The 20,244-nt window shown below is 53.6% G+C and carries 20 protein-coding genes; 8 read left to right on the top strand and 12 right to left on the bottom strand.

The annotated features are described in order from the left end of the window. Window positions 1-293: 293 nt before the first annotated feature. On the bottom strand, window positions 294-539 hold the full coding sequence (locus tag ACHUEV_RS17685; RefSeq protein WP_394182246.1) for a hypothetical protein: 246 nt from the start codon (window positions 537-539) through the stop codon (window positions 294-296). Between the two features lie 629 nt (window positions 540-1,168). Then, window positions 1,169-2,344, bottom strand: a complete 1,176-nt coding sequence (locus ACHUEV_RS17680; protein ID WP_394182245.1) for a pyridoxal-phosphate-dependent aminotransferase family protein — start codon at window positions 2,342-2,344, stop codon at window positions 1,169-1,171. Between the two features lie 126 nt (window positions 2,345-2,470). Here ACHUEV_RS17680 and ACHUEV_RS17675 point away from each other — a divergent pair, with 126 nt between their 5' ends. From ACHUEV_RS17675 to ACHUEV_RS17665, 3 genes are all read left to right on the top strand, one after another. Continuing rightward, the gene (locus tag ACHUEV_RS17675) at window positions 2,471-4,261 is read left to right on the top strand and encodes an ABC transporter ATP-binding protein (RefSeq protein WP_394182243.1); all 1,791 of its coding nucleotides are present in this window, start codon (window positions 2,471-2,473) and stop codon (window positions 4,259-4,261) included. Continuing rightward, entirely contained in the window at window positions 4,254-4,985 is a 732-nt protein-coding gene (ygfZ, locus tag ACHUEV_RS17670) for a CAF17-like 4Fe-4S cluster assembly/insertion protein YgfZ (protein WP_394182241.1), read from the top strand. Before ACHUEV_RS17675 ends, ygfZ begins: the two co-directional genes overlap by 8 nt. A gap of 232 nt (window positions 4,986-5,217) precedes the next feature. Further along, window positions 5,218-5,850: a hypothetical protein gene (locus ACHUEV_RS17665; protein ID WP_394182239.1), complete on the top strand. Its 633-nt coding sequence runs from the start codon at window positions 5,218-5,220 to the stop codon at window positions 5,848-5,850. A 188-nt stretch (window positions 5,851-6,038) separates the two neighbouring features. Here the strand turns inward: ACHUEV_RS17665 and efp are convergent, their stop codons facing one another. Continuing rightward, complete coding sequence (gene efp / locus ACHUEV_RS17660) at window positions 6,039-6,602, bottom strand: elongation factor P (protein WP_394182237.1); 564 nt, start codon at window positions 6,600-6,602, stop codon at window positions 6,039-6,041. Between the two features lie 222 nt (window positions 6,603-6,824). On the opposite strand from efp, the gene ACHUEV_RS17655 reads away from it, so the two are divergent. Further along, window positions 6,825-7,148 (top strand): DUF6280 family protein, encoded by a 324-nt coding sequence (locus tag ACHUEV_RS17655; RefSeq protein WP_008230719.1) that lies wholly within the window; start codon window positions 6,825-6,827, stop codon window positions 7,146-7,148. Between the two features lie 116 nt (window positions 7,149-7,264). Further along, window positions 7,265-8,716 carry a cobyric acid synthase gene (locus ACHUEV_RS17650; protein ID WP_394182235.1) on the top strand — a complete coding sequence of 484 codons (1,452 nt, stop codon included), beginning with the start codon at window positions 7,265-7,267 and terminating at the stop codon, window positions 8,714-8,716. On the opposite strand, the gene ACHUEV_RS17645 is transcribed toward ACHUEV_RS17650, so the two are convergent. From ACHUEV_RS17645 to ACHUEV_RS17620, 6 genes are all read right to left on the bottom strand, one after another. Further along, window positions 8,713-9,339, bottom strand: coding sequence for a hypothetical protein (locus ACHUEV_RS17645; RefSeq protein ID WP_394182233.1), 627 nt, complete (start codon window positions 9,337-9,339; stop codon window positions 8,713-8,715). The two genes, ACHUEV_RS17650 and ACHUEV_RS17645, sit on opposite strands and share 4 nt — an antisense overlap. A 69-nt stretch (window positions 9,340-9,408) precedes the next feature. Then, window positions 9,409-10,782, bottom strand: coding sequence for a TolC family outer membrane protein (locus tag ACHUEV_RS17640; protein WP_394182231.1), 1,374 nt, complete (start codon window positions 10,780-10,782; stop codon window positions 9,409-9,411). A gap of 51 nt (window positions 10,783-10,833) precedes the next feature. Next, window positions 10,834-11,460, bottom strand: coding sequence for a protein-L-isoaspartate O-methyltransferase family protein (locus ACHUEV_RS17635; protein WP_394182277.1), 627 nt, complete (start codon window positions 11,458-11,460; stop codon window positions 10,834-10,836). A 149-nt stretch (window positions 11,461-11,609) separates the two neighbouring features. Next, the gene (locus tag ACHUEV_RS17630; RefSeq protein WP_394182229.1) at window positions 11,610-12,686 is read right to left on the bottom strand and encodes a DUF1513 domain-containing protein; all 1,077 of its coding nucleotides are present in this window, start codon (window positions 12,684-12,686) and stop codon (window positions 11,610-11,612) included. A gap of 1 nt (window position 12,687) precedes the next feature. Beyond that, window positions 12,688-13,704: an imelysin family protein gene (locus ACHUEV_RS17625; RefSeq protein ID WP_394182227.1), complete on the bottom strand. Its 1,017-nt coding sequence runs from the start codon at window positions 13,702-13,704 to the stop codon at window positions 12,688-12,690. Next, entirely contained in the window at window positions 13,701-15,188 is a 1,488-nt protein-coding gene (locus tag ACHUEV_RS17620; RefSeq protein ID WP_394182275.1) for a di-heme oxidoreductase family protein, read from the bottom strand. The genes ACHUEV_RS17625 and ACHUEV_RS17620 overlap by 4 nt, the downstream gene beginning before the upstream one ends. Before the next feature lie 103 nt (window positions 15,189-15,291). Here ACHUEV_RS17620 and ACHUEV_RS17615 point away from each other — a divergent pair, with 103 nt between their 5' ends. Both ACHUEV_RS17615 and ACHUEV_RS17610 read left to right on the top strand, forming a co-directional pair. Next, a complete protein-coding gene (locus tag ACHUEV_RS17615; RefSeq protein WP_394182225.1) occupies window positions 15,292-15,747 on the top strand; it encodes a hypothetical protein in 456 nt (151 codons plus the stop codon). 110 nt (window positions 15,748-15,857) lie between these two features. Further along, entirely contained in the window at window positions 15,858-16,328 is a 471-nt protein-coding gene (locus ACHUEV_RS17610; RefSeq protein ID WP_106358807.1) for a Dps family protein, read from the top strand. A gap of 9 nt (window positions 16,329-16,337) precedes the next feature. On the opposite strand, the gene ACHUEV_RS17605 is transcribed toward ACHUEV_RS17610, so the two are convergent. From ACHUEV_RS17605 to hemP, 3 genes are all read right to left on the bottom strand, one after another. After that, entirely contained in the window at window positions 16,338-16,589 is a 252-nt protein-coding gene (locus ACHUEV_RS17605) for a DUF1289 domain-containing protein (RefSeq protein ID WP_106358808.1), read from the bottom strand. A gap of 72 nt (window positions 16,590-16,661) precedes the next feature. Continuing rightward, window positions 16,662-17,924 (bottom strand): imelysin family protein, encoded by a 1,263-nt coding sequence (locus tag ACHUEV_RS17600; RefSeq protein WP_394182222.1) that lies wholly within the window; start codon window positions 17,922-17,924, stop codon window positions 16,662-16,664. 73 nt (window positions 17,925-17,997) lie between these two features. Further along, the gene (gene hemP / locus ACHUEV_RS17595) at window positions 17,998-18,165 is read right to left on the bottom strand and encodes a hemin uptake protein HemP (RefSeq protein ID WP_394182220.1); all 168 of its coding nucleotides are present in this window, start codon (window positions 18,163-18,165) and stop codon (window positions 17,998-18,000) included. Window positions 18,166-18,795: 630 nt separating this feature from the next. Here hemP and ACHUEV_RS17590 point away from each other — a divergent pair. Continuing rightward, window positions 18,796-20,124: a tetratricopeptide repeat protein gene (locus ACHUEV_RS17590; protein ID WP_394182218.1), complete on the top strand. Its 1,329-nt coding sequence runs from the start codon at window positions 18,796-18,798 to the stop codon at window positions 20,122-20,124. Window positions 20,125-20,244: the final 120 nt, after the last annotated feature.

The following is a 20,244-nucleotide window of genomic DNA, read 5'->3' as shown; positions in this document are numbered from 1 at the left end:
ACGATTGAAGCGCGGATGTACTTGCCTCTATACAACTGACCGCTATCTCTGTGACTTGGTATAAGCAACTGACACGATTCATTTCAACAAATTCTATATCACATCCGCCCAAATCGGCAAATGGTCCGACGCGTGGTGTGCAGGTCCTTCTTGCACGACACCCGCGTCGCGCAGTTCTATCTCAGATGACATTGCAATTCGGTCGAGTGTGGCGATGGGTCGTGCTAAGTGTTAGCTGTGGCCGGGGGCGTGGACCTTGCAGTGCTCAGGCCCTTGTGAAGCGCTCACCTTAGCTAGGAATGAATGCGCCCGAAAAGTGCATAATTCCGCAGGAAGTTAGCGCGATCAAAAGTAGCGTTTTCATAGCCTTTGTACGATAGAATGACTTGGGCCAACGCATCATAAGAGTTCGCGCTGCCGACCTCCGCTTGGCGAAAGGCGGGACTTAGCTCTGCCATCTTACGGTAAACCCATCCGGAAGGTGGCGTGCGGTGGTCTAACAAGGCCATTGCCATTCGCGCGCACTTCTGACGGTTCATGTGTCTTCGGATCAACAACACTAGATCCACTCGCTTGATAGATGTATACCGTCTGGCCAACATGATTGCCGTTGACGACGCCCAAAGTTGTGATCGGGTCTAAGGAATTTAGGACACGATAGGCAACCGGTTCACCTATTTGCTAAGTGAAGCAGTCTCGAAATAGGGGGCGAATGGCCAAACCAATGACTGCGTAAAGCTGATAGCTGATAGCTGATAGCTGATAATACAAAGATCAAGGTGCCACAAAAGCGGGGGATAAGGAAAGCCAGCAGAATCCTGCTCCATGGTGCACACTGAACGTTGTGAAGCTTCTCTGGTACCGCGTCCGGCCAAAACGAGCGCGGAGGTCGACCTCTTCAAAAAGCAACGGCGTGTGGTCTTGGATTGAAACTTCCTCAAGCATCTCCAAGTTGCTGAAAGAAGGCTGCAACTTAACCTTTTCAAGCCGATGCAACCAGTAAGAAATCAACCTATAGAAGCTCTAAAGCAGGGTATGAGCTGTTTCTCATTGGGTCCACATAATTCACGAGCGGCCCACCGATCCCCTATTTAATTTCATCGAAGACCAGCAGCACGAAATGAACAGGAGGAGAGGAGCGACAAGCCGCCGTTCCTCCTATGTTTTATTATGCGCTGGAAATCACTTCAGATGCTGCCTCAAGCGCGCCTCGTCCGTGTGGGATGTTGAGTGCTTTCAGCCCCGCCTCGATCGTTCCGAGTGCCCCCATTATCATATGCCCACTGACGTGGCCCATGTGGCCGATCCGGAAATAGGCGTCCTCTGGTTCGCGACCCAACCCGATCCCGAGCGTGAGCCCGCATTTGCTTTCGGTCCATTCACGCAAGTCCTGGCCAACTGACGAACCTATCGCGATAGAGGTTACGGCATGCGACCGATGTTCCGGGTTTGGCACGTTCAATGACATCGGCCCGTCAGAGCCCCAGACATCGATTGCCGCCCAAACAGTCTGTGCCAGCTTTGCGTGACGTGCGAATACAGCGTCGAGCCCTTCGGCTTTGATCAGGTCCAGCGCGGCGCGTAGGCCGTACAGGTGATGCGTTGGCGCGGTTCCTGCGAAATACTGATAGTAGACGGCAGGGTCCACCCGTGGTCGCCAATCCCAGTAGCGGGAGACGCGTGCGGACTGCGCCGCATCAGCTTTGTCGTTGAAGAACACAAAGCTGATCCCTGCTGGTGTCATCAACCCCTTTTGACAAGCGGCGACCATGACGTCGACGCCCCACGCGTCCATCTCAAACCGGTCACAGCCCAAAGAGGCGATACAATCAGCCATCAGAAGCGCAGGGTGCCCAGTCCGGTCTAAGACGCCGCGCAGCCCTGAGATGTCGCTTTTGATACTGGTTGACGTGTCGACATGTACCGCAAGCACCGCTTTGATCTGGTCTTCAGTATCCGCAGACAGCCGTTCTTCGGCCCGCGCCAGATCGATCGGGGACTGTACGCCGCAATCAATGACTTCGACCGTTGCACCAAGACCGGTAGCGATTTCGCCCCAGCCAAGGCCAAACCGACCTGTTGCAAGCACAAGAACCGTATCACCGGGGCCGATGACGTTTGATAGCGCCGCCTCCCATGCCGCGTGGCCGTTGCCGATATAGATCGCGACGTTATGGTCTGTCATCGCCACGGATTTCAGATCAGGGATCAGGCTACGCGTCAGGTCGTGTAATTCGCCTTCGTAGATATTCGGCGAAGCACGATGCATCGCCTGCAGAACCACATCTGGAATGACAGACGGGCCGGGAATCGCCAAATATGGGCGACCATTAGACAAGGACATGGGAATGCTTTCGATAGTGGTTACTAGTGGACAGTACGCCTGAGATATCCAAGGTCAAGCGTAGTGAACTTGCCCCGCCCCCTTGTTAAGATTAGACCGTTGGAAACCTGAACTGAAAGATCCGCGATGCCCGCGCCTATTCCCCCGACAGACAAGAGCAAATCCCAATCAGCGTTTTCGTTGTTTTGGTGGCTATGGAAAGACTACTTGCGTCCGCATAAATTGCTGCTGGTTGTTGCCCTGATCCTGATGGCGATCGAGGGTTCGATGCTCGCGCTTTTGTCGCGGATGGTTCAACCGATGTTCGATGATGTTTTCGCTGCCGGTAACGAAAGCGCGCTGTATTTCGTCGCATTTGGTATTCTTGCGATATTTATCATCCGGGCTATCACGTCGTCGGGGCAGCGCCTGTTGATGACGCTAGTTGTGCAGTTGACCTCTGCCAGCATGCGTAAGCACCTGCTGCGACATATGATGACGCTGGATAGCGGTTTCTACCAAATCCACCCTCCTGGTCAGCTCATTGAACGGGTACAGGGCGATGTTACCTCGATCAATTCGGTCTGGAGCAGCATCATCACCGCTTTGGGCCGCGATCTGATTTCGCTGATTGGCCTGTTTGGCGTCGCGCTATGGATTGACTGGCGCTGGACGTTAATTGCGATCATCGGCATCCCGCTGCTGGTTATGCCTTCCCTTCTCGTGCAGGCTTACATTCGCCGGCGCGCCCGTAATTCGCGTGAGATCGCAGGCCGGGTATCAACCCGCCTAGACGAAGTATTCCACGGCATTAACCCGATTAAACTAAACGCCTTAGAAGACTATCAGGCGAACCGCTATGACAGCCTGATCCAAAAGGGCGTAAAGGCAAATATGCGTACCGCCGCTGGTCAGGCTGCTGTACCTGCCTTGATCGACATCATGACCGGCTTGGGCTTCATGGGCGTCATGCTTTATGGCGGCGCCGAGATTATCTCGGGCGACAAAACCAACGGTGAATTCATGGCCTTCTTTACAGCCATGTCACTGGCCTTTGATCCATTGCGGCGCCTTGGCCAGATGAGCGGCCAGTGGCAGATGGCTGCGGCCAGCGTTGAGCGGCTGCAAGAAGTTCTGAACCTCAAGCCAACGATCCTGTCGCCTTCCGAGCCAAAACAGATCGTCACCGGATCACCAGAGATTGTCTTTGATCAGGTCGAAATGAACTACGGTGAACTGCCTGTCCTACGAGGAACCGGCTTTGTTGCCAAAGCGGGTAAAACCACCGCGTTGGTCGGCGCGTCTGGCGCGGGCAAGAGCACGATTTTCAACGTCTTGACCCGCCTTGTCGAACCATCGTCAGGCAGTGTGACCATCAACGGAACCGAAGCAAAGGATTTTGATCTTACCGATTTGCGTGGCCTATTTTCGGTCGTGAACCAAGATGCCGCGCTATTCGATGAGACGCTCCGCGACAACATCCTGCTTGGGCGTGAAGACGTAAGCGAAGACCATCTGAAATCAGTTCTAGATGCGGCCCATGTCAGTGACTTTCTACCAATGCTGCCTAATGGGCTGGATAGCCCGGCTGGCCCACGCGGTTCAAACCTATCGGGCGGCCAGCGGCAGCGCGTTGCGATTGCCCGCGCCCTTTTGCGTGATACGCCCATCCTACTGCTAGACGAGGCAACCAGCGCGCTGGACACGAAATCTGAAGCCATCGTTCAAGACGCTCTTGAACAGCTCTCGACCGGCCGCACGACCCTCGTAATTGCGCATAGGCTTTCGACGGTGCGCAATGCGGACTCCATTGTGGTCATGGATCAGGGCCGGGTCGTTGACCAAGGCACCCATGACGAACTTCTTGAACGCGGCGGCATCTATGCCGATCTGTACAATCTGCAGTTCTCGCAATCTGAAAGCAGCGACAATGACTGACCGCACTATCCTATCCATCAGCGGCGAAGACCGCGTATCATTCCTGCAAGGGCTGATCACAAATGATGTCGACAAAGCCGCAAACGGCATAATCTACGCGGCCCTTCTGACGCCTCAAGGCAAATACATCGCCGACTTCTTTGTAGTCGGCCAGCCAGACCGGTTGCTAATCGACGTTGCATCATCTCACGCGCCAACGCTCGCACAGCGTCTCATGATGTACCGCCTGCGCGCCGCCGTCGTGATTGAAGAATGCGACTTGATCGTTTCACGCGGTACTGGCCCAGCCCCGGACGGAGCCCTAAACGATCCGCGCCACCCACAAATGGGATGGCGACATTACGGGAACACAGACGTTAGCGACGATACCGACTGGGACGCCTTGCGCGTGGAACACGTGATTCCAGAAACTGGCATCGAATTGACACCTGACACCTATATTCTCGAAGCGCGGTTCGAGGCGCTAAATGGCGTCGATTTCAAGAAAGGCTGCTACGTTGGCCAAGAAATCATCGCGAGAATGAAGCACAAAACAACCCTGCGCAAAGGGCTTGCCAAAGTCACGATCGATGGCACCGCACCAGTCGGAACCCCAATCCAAAACGCTGATGGCAAAGACGCAGGCACGCTATTTACACAAGCAAACGGCGAAGCAATCGCGTTTCTACGATTTGATCGCGCTCAAGGAAATATGACTGCTAACGGCGCTGCCATTCGGCTATAAGTCTCTGCCATAAGGTTAAATTCTTAAGCACAGGAATTATTGCGCGTAAACGCACCAAAACTACGACTAGGGTCAAAAAAGTGGCTACCTTATGAGTGGTATTGGCAACACTGTAGCTCCGATTTACTCGTGAAAGTAGACGCACGCAAAACTCCGCATTATCCGTTAGCGGGTGGATCGAGTGATAAAGATCCCCTCAAATTTATATAAAACCGCTTTAGGAACAGAATAAGTGCCAACATATAGCCCGTCAAAAAACCTCCCAGTTTTAGCTCTCATTTTGACCGCTGCATGTGGCTCCGATTCTGGTGGTCGTTCCAACACTACCGTAGGCGATGTCGCTAACCAATTCGCTTCGCTCGGTAATGAACTAGCAGGTAGCAACTATGTTGAAACTTCGGACATTCCGACAACCGGCGCTGCTAACTATCAAGGCGCGGCACTCTTTACCAACAGCGATGGCGATGATGGTTTAGTTGGCCAAGTAGATATGACTGTCGGCTTTTTAGGGGGCGGACGTGTTGATGGCAGTATCGATGACTTTGTCTACATAAATGACATTGTCGACGCGGCAAATAACAACCCTGACAGCTTGGGACATAACGTAAATGGCGTACTGACTTTCACAAACGGTGAGATTGATCGCACCGCCGCTACAGGCGACGTGCAGCTATGGGCAGATCTATCAGGCGACTTAAACGCGTCGGTTGATATGTTTGGTGCAGGCACGCATGTCGCAGTTGATGCTGTATTTGGCGCGACATTTCTCGAAGGCGGCTTAGAGGGGGAAGTTTTCGGTACGATAACCCCATCCGGAGGAACGCCCGAGGTCATTGGTGGCGTCGTTCTAGCGACTGAACAATAGCGTTTTCGCGATATCAACTGTTCCTAGAATACTCTCATTCCGCAGAAGCAAAGATAGCATTTTGTTAGACTATTGGCTCACAAAGCCAATACACGAAAACAGCTCTAAACATCCACGTGAATCAACGAGTTAGAAAAGCATAAGAGGGTCGCGTATACGCGACCCTTTAACACAAGCTAGGCACTATTTTACGCGCGCTCGACATACTCGAAAATCTCTGTGTTCACGACGATATCTTCATCCTGCCCAACGAACGGCGGGATCATGACGCGTACGCCGTTGTCGAGAGTTGCGGGCTTAAAGCTGTTCGCCGCGGTTTGGCCTTTCACGACTGGCTCGGTCTCCGCGACTTTGCAGACGACCTTCTGCGGGAGCGTCACGTTCAGCGCTTCTTCACCGTAGTATTCGATCTTAACGGTCATGCCGTCTTGGAGGAACGGGCGGCGGTCGCCAAGGATGTCGGCTGGTAGTGCGATCTGATCGTAGGTTTGGCTATCCATGAACGTTAGCATTTCGTCAGCTTCGAACAAGAACTGCTGGTCTTTTTGTTCTAGGGTCACGCGCTCGACCTTATCCGCAGAGCGGAAACGTTCGTTCAGTTTACGACCGTCGCGTAGGTTCTTCAGTTCGACCTGTGCGAACGCACCACCTTTACCAGGCTTAACGTGGTCAATTTTCACAGCGGCCCAAAGACCACCTTCGTGTTCCAGCACGTTGCCGGGACGGATTTCGTTACCGTTGATTTTGGGCATGGGTCACTTCGTTTCGATTTAAAGGAAAAGGTTGATTGATGCTGGTTCAAGCCTATATATCCACAGTGATGAGCTGGCAAGATCATGGAATGCAGCGTTGCGGCGCCATAAGCCATGCATAAATTGCATGGCTGCCATTCCAAAAGAGAACCCCCGAATCGGGTTCAAACATGCATATTGCCCGTCACTCGGGGACTACAAGAGCAAAAAGAAGGAAGCATGATGAGAGATTTCGTCGACGGTACTGCGTTTAACAATGAACAAGGCAACCGTGCTCGTAAGTTATTTGCTGCTGTCGTACTCGCTGCACTTGATGACGCCATCGCTGATGACAAGAAATACGGCAATGGCCCCGAACAAATCGCCCGCTGGGCACGTTCACGCGACGGACGCGAAGTCCTGTCTTGCGCGGGTATCGACCCGAACGAACGTGTTGTAGGCGGCCTGATGGAATTCGTTGGCAAAGGTGTTCGTACATCTGTTGCCCTGTCTCGTGAAGAAAGCGAACGTCGTAACGCGGCCGAACAGGAAGCACGTGCTGCGTAAACATACGCAGAAAAACGTAATAGTTTTATGAAAGCGCGGCCCTTTGGGGCTGCGTTTTTATTTGTGCTTTCGCCTGCCTTTATGGGCACCTATTGTCGCCGCGAAAGCGAGGTGCAATGACCAAAGCGATTATGATCCAAGGGGCTGGCTCCAACGTGGGGAAATCCATGTTGGTTGCTGGAATTGCGCGCGCTTGCCTGAAACGGGGGCTGTCGGTCGCGCCTTTCAAACCACAAAATATGTCGAACAACGCGGCTGTCACCGCTGACGGCGGCGAAATCGGCCGCGCACAGGCCCTACAGGCCCGCGCATGTGGGCTAGAGCCGCTTGCGGACATGAACCCAGTGCTATTGAAGCCAGAGACTGACACGGGCGCGCAGGTCATTGTGCAGGGGCAGCGGTTTGCCACGCTCAAGGCGCGCGACTACGGAAAACAGAAGGCGCAGTTGATGCCTGCAGTCTTAGACAGTTTTCGTAGGATTGGTGCCGGGCGCGATCTAGTCATTATTGAGGGTGCAGGCAGCCCGGCCGAAGTAAACCTGCGTGCGGGTGACATTGCGAATATGGGCTTTGCCGAGGCCGCGAACGTTCCCGTCGTTCTGGTCGGCGATATTGATCGTGGCGGTGTTATTGCGCAACTCGTCGGGACCCACGCTGTCCTTCCTGACGGGGATAACAATCTGATCAAAGGTTTTGCGATCAATAAGTTCCGCGGTGACACCAGCCTGTTCACGGAAGGGCTGGACATCATTGCGCAGCGCACGGGATGGGCCAGCCTTGGTGTCGTTCCTTGGTTTGCGGATGCGTGGCGCCTGCCTGCCGAAGACGTAATGGACATTGCAAGCCGTAAAGGCGGCGAAATCAAAATCGCTGTCCCCCGCCTGAACCGGATTGCGAACTTTGATGACTTGGATCCGCTTTCTGCGACGCCGGGTGTCAGCGTCGAAATTATTAGCGCAGGTCACCCGCTGCCCGGTGATGCTGACCTGATCATCATCCCTGGCTCCAAATCGACGATTGCCGATCTTGCAGACTTTCGTGCCCAAGGATGGGATATCGACCTTGCAGCCCATGTACGTCGCGGAGGTCACGTGCTGGGCATCTGTGGCGGTTACCAGATGCTAGGCCACGAAGTCATTGACGAGGACGGCATCGAAGGCCCACCCTGCCGTGTTAACGGGCTTGGATTGTTAGACGTCAAAACCGTGATGAAGCCGCACAAGCGGCTGGCACGGTCAAACGCAACCTACCTGCCAACTGGCGATGATGTCAGGGGCTATGAAATCCATATTGGTGAAACGACAGGCCCGGATTGCGACCGCGCATGGCTTTCACTAGACGGTCGGGGCGAAGGTGCGGCCACCGCCAACGGACAGATCATGGGTTGCTATTTACACGGGCTATTTGAGGCCGACGCATTCCGCGAGGTGTTCTTATCCCGCCTCGGAAAACCCGTCACAGGACATCAATATGCTGACGGGGTCGACACAACACTAGATGCGCTGGCTGCCCATCTAGAAACACATCTCGATATTGATCAGTTAATCGCGCTGGCAGAGCCGGTTTAGTCGAGGCCCTTGCTTACCATCACGCGGTTAATTTCACGGCGGACCAATTTACGCACGTTTCGTGTGATGCGTTCGCCCAATTCACCACTTAGCTCTTGGTGAACGATTTCAACGACTAGCGCACGTAATGCGTCTTCGTCGATACCAACTGCGGGCGCTTCTTCGTCAGCAGTTTCTTGCTCATCTGCAAGCGCCTCGCGGATGATGGGCGGATAATCCTGCAGATCAGACGAATCGAGGACCCGTGACTGAAAGGCGCTTGCCGCCCAAGCCGTATCATCAAAGCTTTCGCCTTCGTCTGCTTCCCAGTCTTCGGATTGCGATGTTACTGCAGCTTCTAACTCTGCAATTGTCGCCTCAAGCCCAGCGCGGTCAGACCGTTTCGCAGGCTCAAGAACCAAGACCTTGCTTACTTCATCTGAATGACGAAATGCCGGTTCTTCTGTTATTTCTTGCTCTGCGGGCTCGGTGACGGACTGCTCGATATCAACCCGCAATGCCGGTGTTAGGATCAAACGTTCGGGTGCAGGGGCAACCTCTTGGCCTGTTCGTACAGACACAAGGTTACGTACCGATGTCAGCAAAGCGTCGTCAACATTACCTGTTCGTGCAGTGTTGGACATGCTGTTTCCCTCGCTTGCTATCCACCCTCAAAAAGGTAGCTGAAAACGAGGGTATAAACAACAGGTTGCTTATTCTTCGCCGATTGCGCGAAGGACGCGGTCAAGCGAACGCCCCTGCTCTGACAAGAGCGGAGGAGAGTCTTTGACCATGTTGTAATAAGCCGACGGATCATATTGTTGGACCGGCAGTTTCAGGTGCTCAGCAGTCAACAGACCCATCGCAGCCAAAACAGCGTAAGACGCGATGACTTCGTCAGCTTGACCAGAAATCCGGTTCGCTTCGGCGTCTAGCAACTCTTGCTCTGCGTTCAAAACGTCAAGCGTTGTGCGTGAACCCAGTGTTGCCTCTTCGCGGACACCATCGAATGCGACGCGTGCAGCGCTGATCTGGCGATCTGATGCTTGGCGTGCGGCACGAGCAATCTGCAAGGACGCGTATGCGTTACCCACCTGCTGTTCTACAGAAGACATCGTCAGGTGCAGGCCTGCGCGTGACGCATCACGGTTCGCGATCAGCTGGCGCATGACACTCGCGATCTGACCGCCCGCGTAAATTGGGCCACCAACACTGATGCCGATTTGCGCAGCCTCGACAGAATCTTGGTTCGTCGAAACCGAACCGTCCAGCGTGACAGATGGGATAACGGCGGTTTCACCGCGACGGATATTCAGTTCGGCCGCAGCAACGGAGTGCTGAACCTCAAGTACATTGGGGTGGTTACGCACAGCAAAGTCTTTTGCCTCGCCCACGCTTTGTGAAACCGGTGCGGGCGATACAGAAGCAAGCCCTGACGGCCCGCGACCAACTGCTGCCCGGTATTCTTCGATCGACTGAACCAAGCCACCCTGTGCTGCCGCAAGAAGGCTGCGTGCAGAAGCAAGGCGAGCCTCGGCCAAGGCGACGTCCGTACGGGTCACTTCGCCGACTTCAAAACGGTCTTGGGCAGCGCGGAACTCTTGGGTGATTACGCGTACGTTGCTTTCGCGCAGCTGAACGAATTCCTGATTGCGGCGTACATTCATATAAGCCTGAACAGCACGCAGCAGAATGTCTTGCTCAACGCTGCGCAGTGATTGGCGTGTGCTAAGGACAAGTTCTTTTTGCGCGTCGATTGCCAAACGGTTTGAACCACCGTCATACAATGTCAGGCTACCGCTAATCGCGGCCAGCGCAGTGTTGTTTGCTTCTCGTTGAGACGGCGGCAACGCGTTGTTGATCGAGCTTGAAGCCGAAAGCGACCAGTTAATCACTGGCAACGTGGCGGCAACCGCCTGCGCTACGTTTTCATCTGCCGCGCGCAGCAAAGCGCGGTTTTGTTCAAGCAAACCAGAGTTGGTATATGCCGCGGTAAGCGCATCTGATAATGTCTCGGCCTGTGCTGCTGGCCCCGTAATAATCGAGACTACCACCGCGATTGCAGCGAACCCTTTGCGTTTGATCATTTTTATCTCACTCACTTTTTTGGTTTGCACTGCGCTTGTAATATCAACGCATTAGAGTGCGAATTCTGCCGTTTTCTCGAAACCTGCCAAAACCGGCGCACTTGCGTTAAATGCGAACCGCCAGTTAATTAAACCGTCCAACTTGTGACCAATACGTACAACGCCAAGGTTACCCTCAGCAAAGACACATGCAATACGACCGCCTTCGCGCAACTGCGCAAGCAAGGCATCTGGAACGGACTGCACGCCGCCTTCAATCATGATGATATCATAAGGACCCGACTTTTCGGACCCTTCTGCTAAAGGACCAGCCATGACTGCGGCATTATCGACACCCTGCCCCGAAAGAAGCGCCTGTGCTTCTTCTGCGCGTGCCTCGTCATCTTCGACTGCGACAACGAATTCGCAAAGGTTCGCTAAAATCGCAGTAGAGTAACCAAGACCACAACCAATATCCAAAGCAACATGGTTCGGCTGCACATCCAACGCATCAAGCATTTTGCCCAAAGTGCGCGGTTCTAGTAGAACCCGACCACCGCCAACATCAAGGTTTTCACCGATATATGCAGCTTCACGAAGCTGGTCAGGCACGAATTGTTCACGCGGAACAGAAAGCATCGCGTCAATGATTGGGAACTTGGTTACATCAGAAGGGCGCACCTGAGTGTCGACCATCATTGTGCGGCGGGATGCGTAGTCTGTCACGATCTAAACTCTTTCGTTCAGTATGTTTTCTGTTTCATGCCACAGAAGGGCTAGCGCGGCAACGCTGATCTAGTCCCGCATCACCGGCAAAGCAAGCAGCCGAAAGCAAACATGTAGCATGTTCAGCCCCCAACAGGAACAATATGGTTATCCCACGCCAAACGCGCCGTCTTCGAAAGCGCCAATTGACCGTCTGTGATCTGCCCCAATTCGCCGTAACCTGTCGTGATAATAAAACCAGCTTCACGCGCTGCGACCCCGCCCGCGTCTGCGGCGGCTATGCGATAGGTTAGCTCTTTGGTTTCAACATCATAGATCTGCACAACGCCGCCAACGGGTGACGTGGCCGCGACACTATTTCCGTCAGGCGCAAAGGCGATACTCCCAACATAACCACGCATTTCGCGCATTTCAGAAGACCCTGCAGTCAGCAGCTCAATCTGCCCGCCAAGCTGATGAACCCCAGCAAGCACAGCAATTTCTGTGTCCCCCTGCCACTGCATCCCGAATGCAACTAACCCCGAAGCAGCGACATCAAGATGCCTGATCGAGTTCTTATGCAGACTAGGATCAAGCGCGACCGTTTCGATCAACCGCCCATTGGTAACGTAAGACAGGTTCGGTTCCATCGTCGCGATATTCAGCTTGGTTCGGCCGCTGTCAGGATGGGTATCGATACCGCCATTCGCGATCACAATTGTGTCAGTGCCCGGCAGTAGTTTGATATCATGCGGCCCAACCCCGCCGCTCGCGAATTCATCTGCCCGCACGTAGCCCGCAGCCACATCCCAAACACCAACACAGCCCTGCCCGGCCTCATAGTCATTTTCAGTTGTAAACAACCATTGTCCATCAGATGAAAACGCGCCGTGCCCATAGAAATGGCGCCCTTCGGGTGCTGCCATTGTGGCTTTGGGTTTTCCACTCAGGCAATCAATTACAATCGCAAATGTGCCGGGGCGGCGGGCAAAGGCCACTGCCTCTGGCCGGGCTGGGTGTGCTGCTGCAGCATGGCCGCGCGCAGGAAGCGGAATTTGGAACAAGACGTCTTGGGCGGCACCGATCCCGCAAAGCACATAGCTTCCGTCAGGCAGTGCTGCCGCCGATAGGTACTTTGGCGATCCTGCATCCGCCCACGTCGGCGTTGGTACCAATCCGGTCGCAAGCAACCCTGCCAGAAACTGACGCCTGCTGGTCATCTCAATCACCATCCAACGCGTTGAACCCGGCGATGACGCCAAGCTTGGGTCCCAGTTCATCGCGCACCACGGTTCGGATCGCGTTTACGTTTTGCTGCAAGACTTCGACCTCAAATCGCCCCATCGGGTCCGCAACACTCGCGAATACGGGGTCATTCAACCCTTCAACCCGCCGCAAGGCCTGATCAAATGCAGCGGTCATATGGTCTGTTAGTGCCGCATCGCCACTCGATAACCGCAGAGCAAGGTCGCGCAATGCAGTAAGCGACACTTTGACGTGACGGGCCGAACGCCCCGAACGCCAAGCCTCTGCTCGTTGGGGGCGTGGGCGGTCAAAGGTGCCTAACGGTCGCCCCAAACGCGTATCCGCAACAAATTCGAGCCCAGTCGAAACCGCTTTGAACAGTTCCTGCGCCGTCTCTTCTTCGGTGTGATACGTGCCTGCGTCCGATGGATTTAATAGCTGATCTGCATAGCTTTCATGCCATTCAGCACTAATCGCCGCCGTTGTCGTCGCAATATCTGCGGTCACCGTCTGGATCAGCGTACAACGATATGCGTCCGAACCGGCCTGCGTGATCGCATCGTCGTACAACAAGAATTCAAGCGCATAAAATCCACGCGCCGCGATTGAAACATCAGCATAATCGTCCGGGTTCAACGCAATATCATCTTCGGACGCGATCAATGCCGATAGCGTCTTTGGCGTGACCGATCGGCTGTCTGGCCAGAACGCAAGAGCAAACGCCCGGTCATCCCGCTCACTGGGACCGAAACGCATATGGCTCACGCCAAGCCACGCATCGAATGCCTCTCCATAGGCCACCCGCAATGCAGGTGATGTCGCATTGCAGTCATCGCGCGCGACGGTAGCCAAAGCCTGCGATTGTTCAGCCAACAGATCATATCCCGGCAAAACATGGTTATTCACCGCATCTGCGGTCAGTTCTGAAATAGATTGGGCCGCCAAAGGTGCCGCGCCCCAGACCATTGCACAGGCAAGAAATACACGTCTCATAGGCTCTCCAAGAATGTAATTAGATCATCGCGATCTGCTTTGGGCATTTCGACAACTGCATCACGCATAGACTGTGCTTCGCCCCCATGCCAGAGAATTGCCTCAAGCAGGCTTCGCGCCCGGCCGTCGTGCAAGAAATATGTGTGGCCGCTGACTTGCTCTGTCAAACCAACACCCCAAAGCGGCGGGGTTCGCCATTCGGTTCCCGTCGCACGTGCTTCTGGCCGGTGATCAGCCAACCCTTCGCCCATGTCATGCAACAAGAGGTCCGAATAGGGCCAGATCAGTTGAAAGCTTTGTTCGGGTCGGTCTTCTAGCCGATGCGTTACGAAGCTGGGCTGGTGACATGAGATGCAACCGGTTTGATAAAACAGCTCTTTGCCGTGCAGAACCCGCGGGTCATCAACATCCCGGCGGGCAGGCACACCCAAATTGCGACTATAGAAGGTCACAAGATCAAGCCCCTGGTCATCAACTTCGGTCACGCGCGCATCACCGTCACCATGCGGACCAGCCAGGCAGTCGACTTGAGCAACGGTGCATTCCCCTGCCCCATTTGGGAACAAAGGTGATGAGATACCGATGTCACCAGAAAACGCTGCAGCCGACTGGTGGCGCACGGTAGGCGCACCCGCCTTAAGACCAAAGCGGCCAAGCATGGGCAGATCAAATTCAACGGACCAAACAATGTTCGCACGACCAGAAATCCCGTCATCGTCTTCGTCGTCAGGGTCGGTATTAGCCAAAATATCTGGGGCGGGGATCGCCTCTAGCAAACCAAGGCCGATCATTTGGGGTGCGACACGTGGGCTTAACATCGCGTCGGGGTGCAGTGGGCCATAACCGAGGTCAGCCGCGCGATAGGTTGGACGGCGCAGGCTGACGGTTTCTCCACCTGCCAGCGTTACGGTTTCTTCGGCATAGGTCACTTCTAACCGGTATTCCGCCGGATGCCCTTGCACGGCGAAATCCTGTAGCTGCTCACCGTAAGTCGGGTCAGGAAGCGTTGCGATGTAGTCTTCGATGTCTGCGATATTGTCGTCGTATCCACCCGGAATAGAAACACGCAAGAACAATGAAACCGCGCTATCAGATGCATTTTCAGGCGTATGCCCACGGCCGTCCTTTAGGTGGCAGCGCTGACAGGACCGCGCGTTATACAGCGGCCCCAAACCGTCAGAGGCAAGCGTCGATGATGGCGATGACACCCACAATTTGCGAAAGAAACCGTTACCAACCTTAAAAGTCAGTTCATCCTCAAAACTGATATTCGCCGACGACTGCGAAAACGCATCTGCATCAAGGCGCGCGCGGACAGTGGCAGCGCCTGCAGATTTTTCTTCGAACCGGGCGGCGGCGCTGAAATCCGTTGTCGGTTCCGTGACAGCTTGGATTCGGGCAATTTCAGCTTCGGTACGGGGAATGATGTTCAGATGTGGCTCATCCAACACCCCTGAAACGGCCGCAACGGGCGCACAAATCAGCGCGAAGCCAAGATTAATAACAGAACGGCGCACAAGATATCTTTCTAAGCTCGGATATTTCTGATAGTTATAGTCGGAATTCAAAAAGCGCGAGTCACTTTTCATGGCAAAACCGATCCTGAGCTGCGACATGGTGGCACGACCTTTGACCAATGAACCAGCGCGTCAGCCCCAAAGCCCACCAGATATGGCGGCACAATGGCGTGACGTGTTGAACGCACTTCGCGTGATCGCATTGGAATGTCGGGTAGCTGCGCAGATGGACCTGTTCAAAGCCTGCGCCATGTTGTCCACCCAGCCTGAAACCGCGCGCGATGCTCATGCCCGCGCTTTGATCAAATGCTTGCGCCAAGTAACGAGTCGCAAAACCACCTTCTTCCGGCCCGGAACCGAAGAGATTTCATTTGATGAAGCTTGGCTTGTGCAGGCTCTCAGCGCGATTAAGCGCGGCGACGGCGATAGTTTTTCATTCCTCATTCGGTCTCGCGTACCGCGCGAACACCAACGTCATATAGGTTTTCTAATCAAGGGAATTTCCGAGCAATTCTCTCAAGTTTAGAATTATTCTAAAAAGTTCTTGGCATTTACAAAAACTGCTATAAATAAGGCGATAAGCAAGCCAGCTTTTCGCCAGCCAGCATTAATTTTTGTATCGCAGGAAGAACTGACATGACACAGACTGCCATCACTCTTAGCACAGACGCAAAAGCAGCAATCGCAGAAGCACTGAACCAGACAGTCGCCGAAACTGCGGTCACGACGATGCTTGCGCAAAACTTTCACTGGAACGTCACCGGCATGGCATTCGGCCCGCTGCACGACCTTTTCCAGAAAATGTACGAAGACCATTTTGTCGCCCAAGACGACCTAGCAGAGCGCATCAAAGCAATTGACGCGCACGCCGAAGGTACACTTGCTGGCATGATCAAACGGTCCAAAGTTTCCGAATTCGAAGGCAAAGCCACCGACAAGGAAATGATCAAAATGATGCTCGACGCGCAGGAAACGCTGGCTGCTACATTGGCAGGCTGTGGTGAACTGGCTGCATCACACGGCGACACATTGACCGAAGACCTGTGCATCGCACGCGGTCAAACACACGAAAAGTTCGCATGGTTCCTGCGTTCGCACCTCGCTTAAGTTTTTTGTTTAGTTAACGAGTTCAAAAGGCGCTTCGGCGCCTTTTTTCTTGCACTTTTTCGCATAGGCAATGCGCCAACCTGCGTATTTCCCCATGACCTCTTGCTGCGCCATCAGCATGGTCACGAAACCTTCGCGCTGGCTGTCTTTCTTTAACTTCTTAAAGATAGACTTTTGCGCCTTGGTCATCGAACAACCAATACAGTGTCCTTCGCGCTTGAATTTGCACACGTCAATGCAGGGACTTGGGGTCTTTGGCATGTTGGCTCCGACGGAAAAGGGCGGCACCCCTTTGGAATGCCGCCCCAGTTTAATGTGATTAGTAACCGGTTTCTATTCGAAAACCGCCTCTGGATCGTCAAGGCTGTCAGAGCCTTCGAATGCAATCTGATCAACACCAAGCGCCGCGACTACGCGTTCAAACGAACGTGTCTGGTCGATCAAGCCGTTCACACCACCCATAACCAGTGCTTCACCTGCTTCGTTTCCACGCTCAAGCATTTGATCATAAGCAAAACCAGCTTCGGCAGCTGACTTGATACGGCCAAGTGCAAGCATTGTTGTGGACAGTTTGGTTTGCACTTCGGTGTCCAGACCTGCGTCTGTTTCTGCAACCAGATCAGACAGTGACGGACCAGTGACCAAAGTACCGTCTACGCGGATGTATTCACCGCGGTAAACGTTTTGCACACCCAAACCGTCGTAATAATGGCTGTTGTGGGTATTGTCAGAAAAGCAATCGTGCTCTTCCTCTGGATCATTCAACATCAGGCCAAGGCGCATACGCTCACCAGCTTGCTCACCGTATGAAAGTGAACCCATGCCAGTCAGGATAGCAGAAATACCAGTTGCTTCGGTTTCGGTCAGCTCTACGCGCGCGGCACCACCATCAACCCACTGTGCAGCCATCCATTCCAGATCGGACACCAACAGATCAGTCGCTGCTTTCAGGTATTCACCGCGACGATCACAGTTGCCGCCCGTGCAGTCATCACCAGCGGCATAGTCAGTCCAAGGACGGCTACCCGCACCAGTGCCGTGACCGTTCAGGTCTTGCCCCCACAGCAGGAATTCAATCGCGTGGTAACCCGTTGCAACGTTAGATTCGACACCATCAGCCTCGTGCAGCGTCTCTGCCAGCAACTCAGGTGTGATCGCAGCCGCGTCAACTTCCGCGCCGGACAGCGTGAAGGATGGGTTCGCTACAACGTTCAGCGCAGCAAATGCGTTTTCGTCAGTCGCACCACCGTAGGACGTGTCAACATAGTCGATCAGACCTTCATCAAGCGGCCAAGCATTCACTTTGCCTTCCCAGTCATCAACGATCGCGTTGCCGAAACGGAAGACTTCGGTCTGCTGGTAAGGAACGCGCGACGCGAGCCAAGCGGATTTTGCAGCTTGCAGTGCCTCGGCAGATGGGTCCGCAATCAACGCGTCTACAGTCGCTTGCAATGTCTTGGCAGTGATCAACGCATCGTCATAGTTGGCCGCAGCGATATCTGCATACGTGTTCAAGACGTCAGCCTTTTCAACAGCCAGTGCAGGCGTTGCGAGGCTAAGGCCAAGCGCAGTTGAAATCAGGTAGATACGTTTCATGTAGTCGTTCCTTTGGTAAAACATACAGTGATGAGGATATGGTTCGCGGCGGCCTGTGACCGGAACGCGGGTCTTACTTGGTCAAAATCAATTTGCCTGCCCGCGTGATCCGCAGCGTATAAGTCTGGTCGCCAAGCGTTATCAGCGCACGGTCACCGTCCTGTGTAAGGTCCGATGCAGAATACGTTGGCAACTGCTGAGGCTCTGCTGGTTTTGAACGCGGAAGCGGAAGTACTGACATTACGCGTGCCCTCCTTGGCGCTCGAACCGATCCAACACCCACTCAAGGCTCAGCCCTTCAGCTGACGCTGCCTGGTACAATACGTCCGCAAACTCAGCGCGCGCCGGACGATTTGCCCTACGGTCTGTGTTGGTCTCGTTAACCTTTTGTGTTCCCTGTCGCATCGCAAGGTCCTTCCACTGGGCTGCCTAACGGCCTCCCCAGCTGGTTTGGGGATAAGATACCCTTACCTGAGGAATTTAGTCAATTAAGTCAACCTGACTTTTTCACTCGGATATTGTATTTCGTGAAAAGTAATGGTCTTAGGCTGGCAGCTCAAAAAAATGGAACGACCGGCAACTATTGAACGCTAGGCCGCTTTGGTGTCTGCATTATTTCGAAAACTGACTGAGCAAATCATAAAAGCTGACACACATTTGTGCTCAGCGAATGGCAGGCATGAGCCCAAAGTGGCCAATGCTGCAGAATGCTCCAATGGCTCCTTTGCGGAAGACCGGTTTTCTGAAATGCTAAGCTAAAGTTGCGCGGTCGCGGCAACCAATTAGATACCAGGCCGTTCAACAGTGCGTTTTGAATATTTTTTTGAACTTCTTTAATACATTAGTAGCTCTGCGTCACTGAGGACCCTTTATGACTCTAAGAAAACTAAACTTCTTCATCATTGTATGCGCGATTGGGTTATCGGCTTACGTATTTTTGACCGGAGCGAGAGACAGAATGTTCATCGCCTGCTTGAATGGCAACAACGACGCCGAGGATGTATCGGCTTGCTCCACGCTGATTGAGAAACCCGATGGCGTAGATACCGCGCTTCTCGCGCGATTACATCTAAGCCGCGCACAGAAATATGTGCGACTGGACCAACATGCGGCTGCGTTGCCGGATCTAGACCGCGCAATCGCATTGGACGAAGACAATTCGACCAATTACACACAACGCGCCATTGTCTATTCGAGACTTGGTAAATCCGAGATTGCCTTGCTGGACTTTGCGACGTCTTTGCGGTTGTCCCCAAACTCTGTTTGGACATTGCAATGGCGCGCAAACACATATCGCGACACGCAAAAATATCGGGAAGCCCTCGCGGACTACGAAGCAGTGCTCGTCATTTCACCGGAGCACCTTCCAGCTTTGGCAGGTCGGAGTCTCAGCTTGGCGTGGCTGGGTCGTATGGAAGAGGCCTTGCACGCCACTTCTGATCTTCTGGATTCCTTCCCTGACAACCCTTGGGCGTTGCATACGCGGGCCACTCTGCATGCAAATACCAACAAGTTCGAGCTCGCGATTGAAGATCTTGAGCGTTACATTCAGATCGAACCGGGGAATTCTGATGCCCATGAAAAACTAGGGCACTATCTAGGGAAGATTGGCGAGACCGACGAGGCCGTTAAGGCTTTTGATCGGGCCATAGAATTGAATTCGGACAGTATTAGCCCCCTAATGACACGCATTGGTATGTGGTTGGACATGGAGAATTATGAGCAGATGTTGGTTGATGCGGAAAGGGCTTATGAGCTTGCTCCCCGCGATGATACCGTCCTCACGATCCTGTTCACGTCATACTCAAAGATCGGACAGGATGCCCTTGCAGATCAATACCTCGATTTATGGGCGAGACAGTCGCCCGAATTTTTGGACGATCAGAAAAGACTAGAATATTTGTTAGGCGAGGATCATCCACTGGCATCGTCGGACACGAATGTTATGCTTTTTAAGGGTTTCATCTACGGCAGTCCTCCGCTTGAAAGAACAGACTTGGCCATGGTGGCTATTGAAAGTTATTTTGAGGGAGGCGGTCCGGATTCTATTTTGTTCTTCCAGAGATTTCTGGATAGAATCGGGCTCTATCGTGGTGATTTCACAGGCGTATATGATGATGCTACATCGAAAGCGCTTGCGTTGTGTGTGGAAGTTTCTGTGATGTGTTTGGGAGAATGGTCAAAGCAATCCGCGCTTTGATGTGTCTTCACGAACATCAAAGCTGCAATTGGTCCAATAGCAGCAAAGATACAGTTTGTCCCGCAAATGAGACGCCTGCAAGATTTGCCATGAAGATATGGCTAGGGGCGGAAATAGTCT

The organism is Yoonia maritima, assembly GCF_043641945.1.
In the GTDB taxonomy this organism is placed as follows: domain Bacteria; phylum Pseudomonadota; class Alphaproteobacteria; order Rhodobacterales; family Rhodobacteraceae; genus Yoonia; species Yoonia maritima_B.
This window is presented reverse-complemented; position numbering and strand designations above follow the sequence as displayed.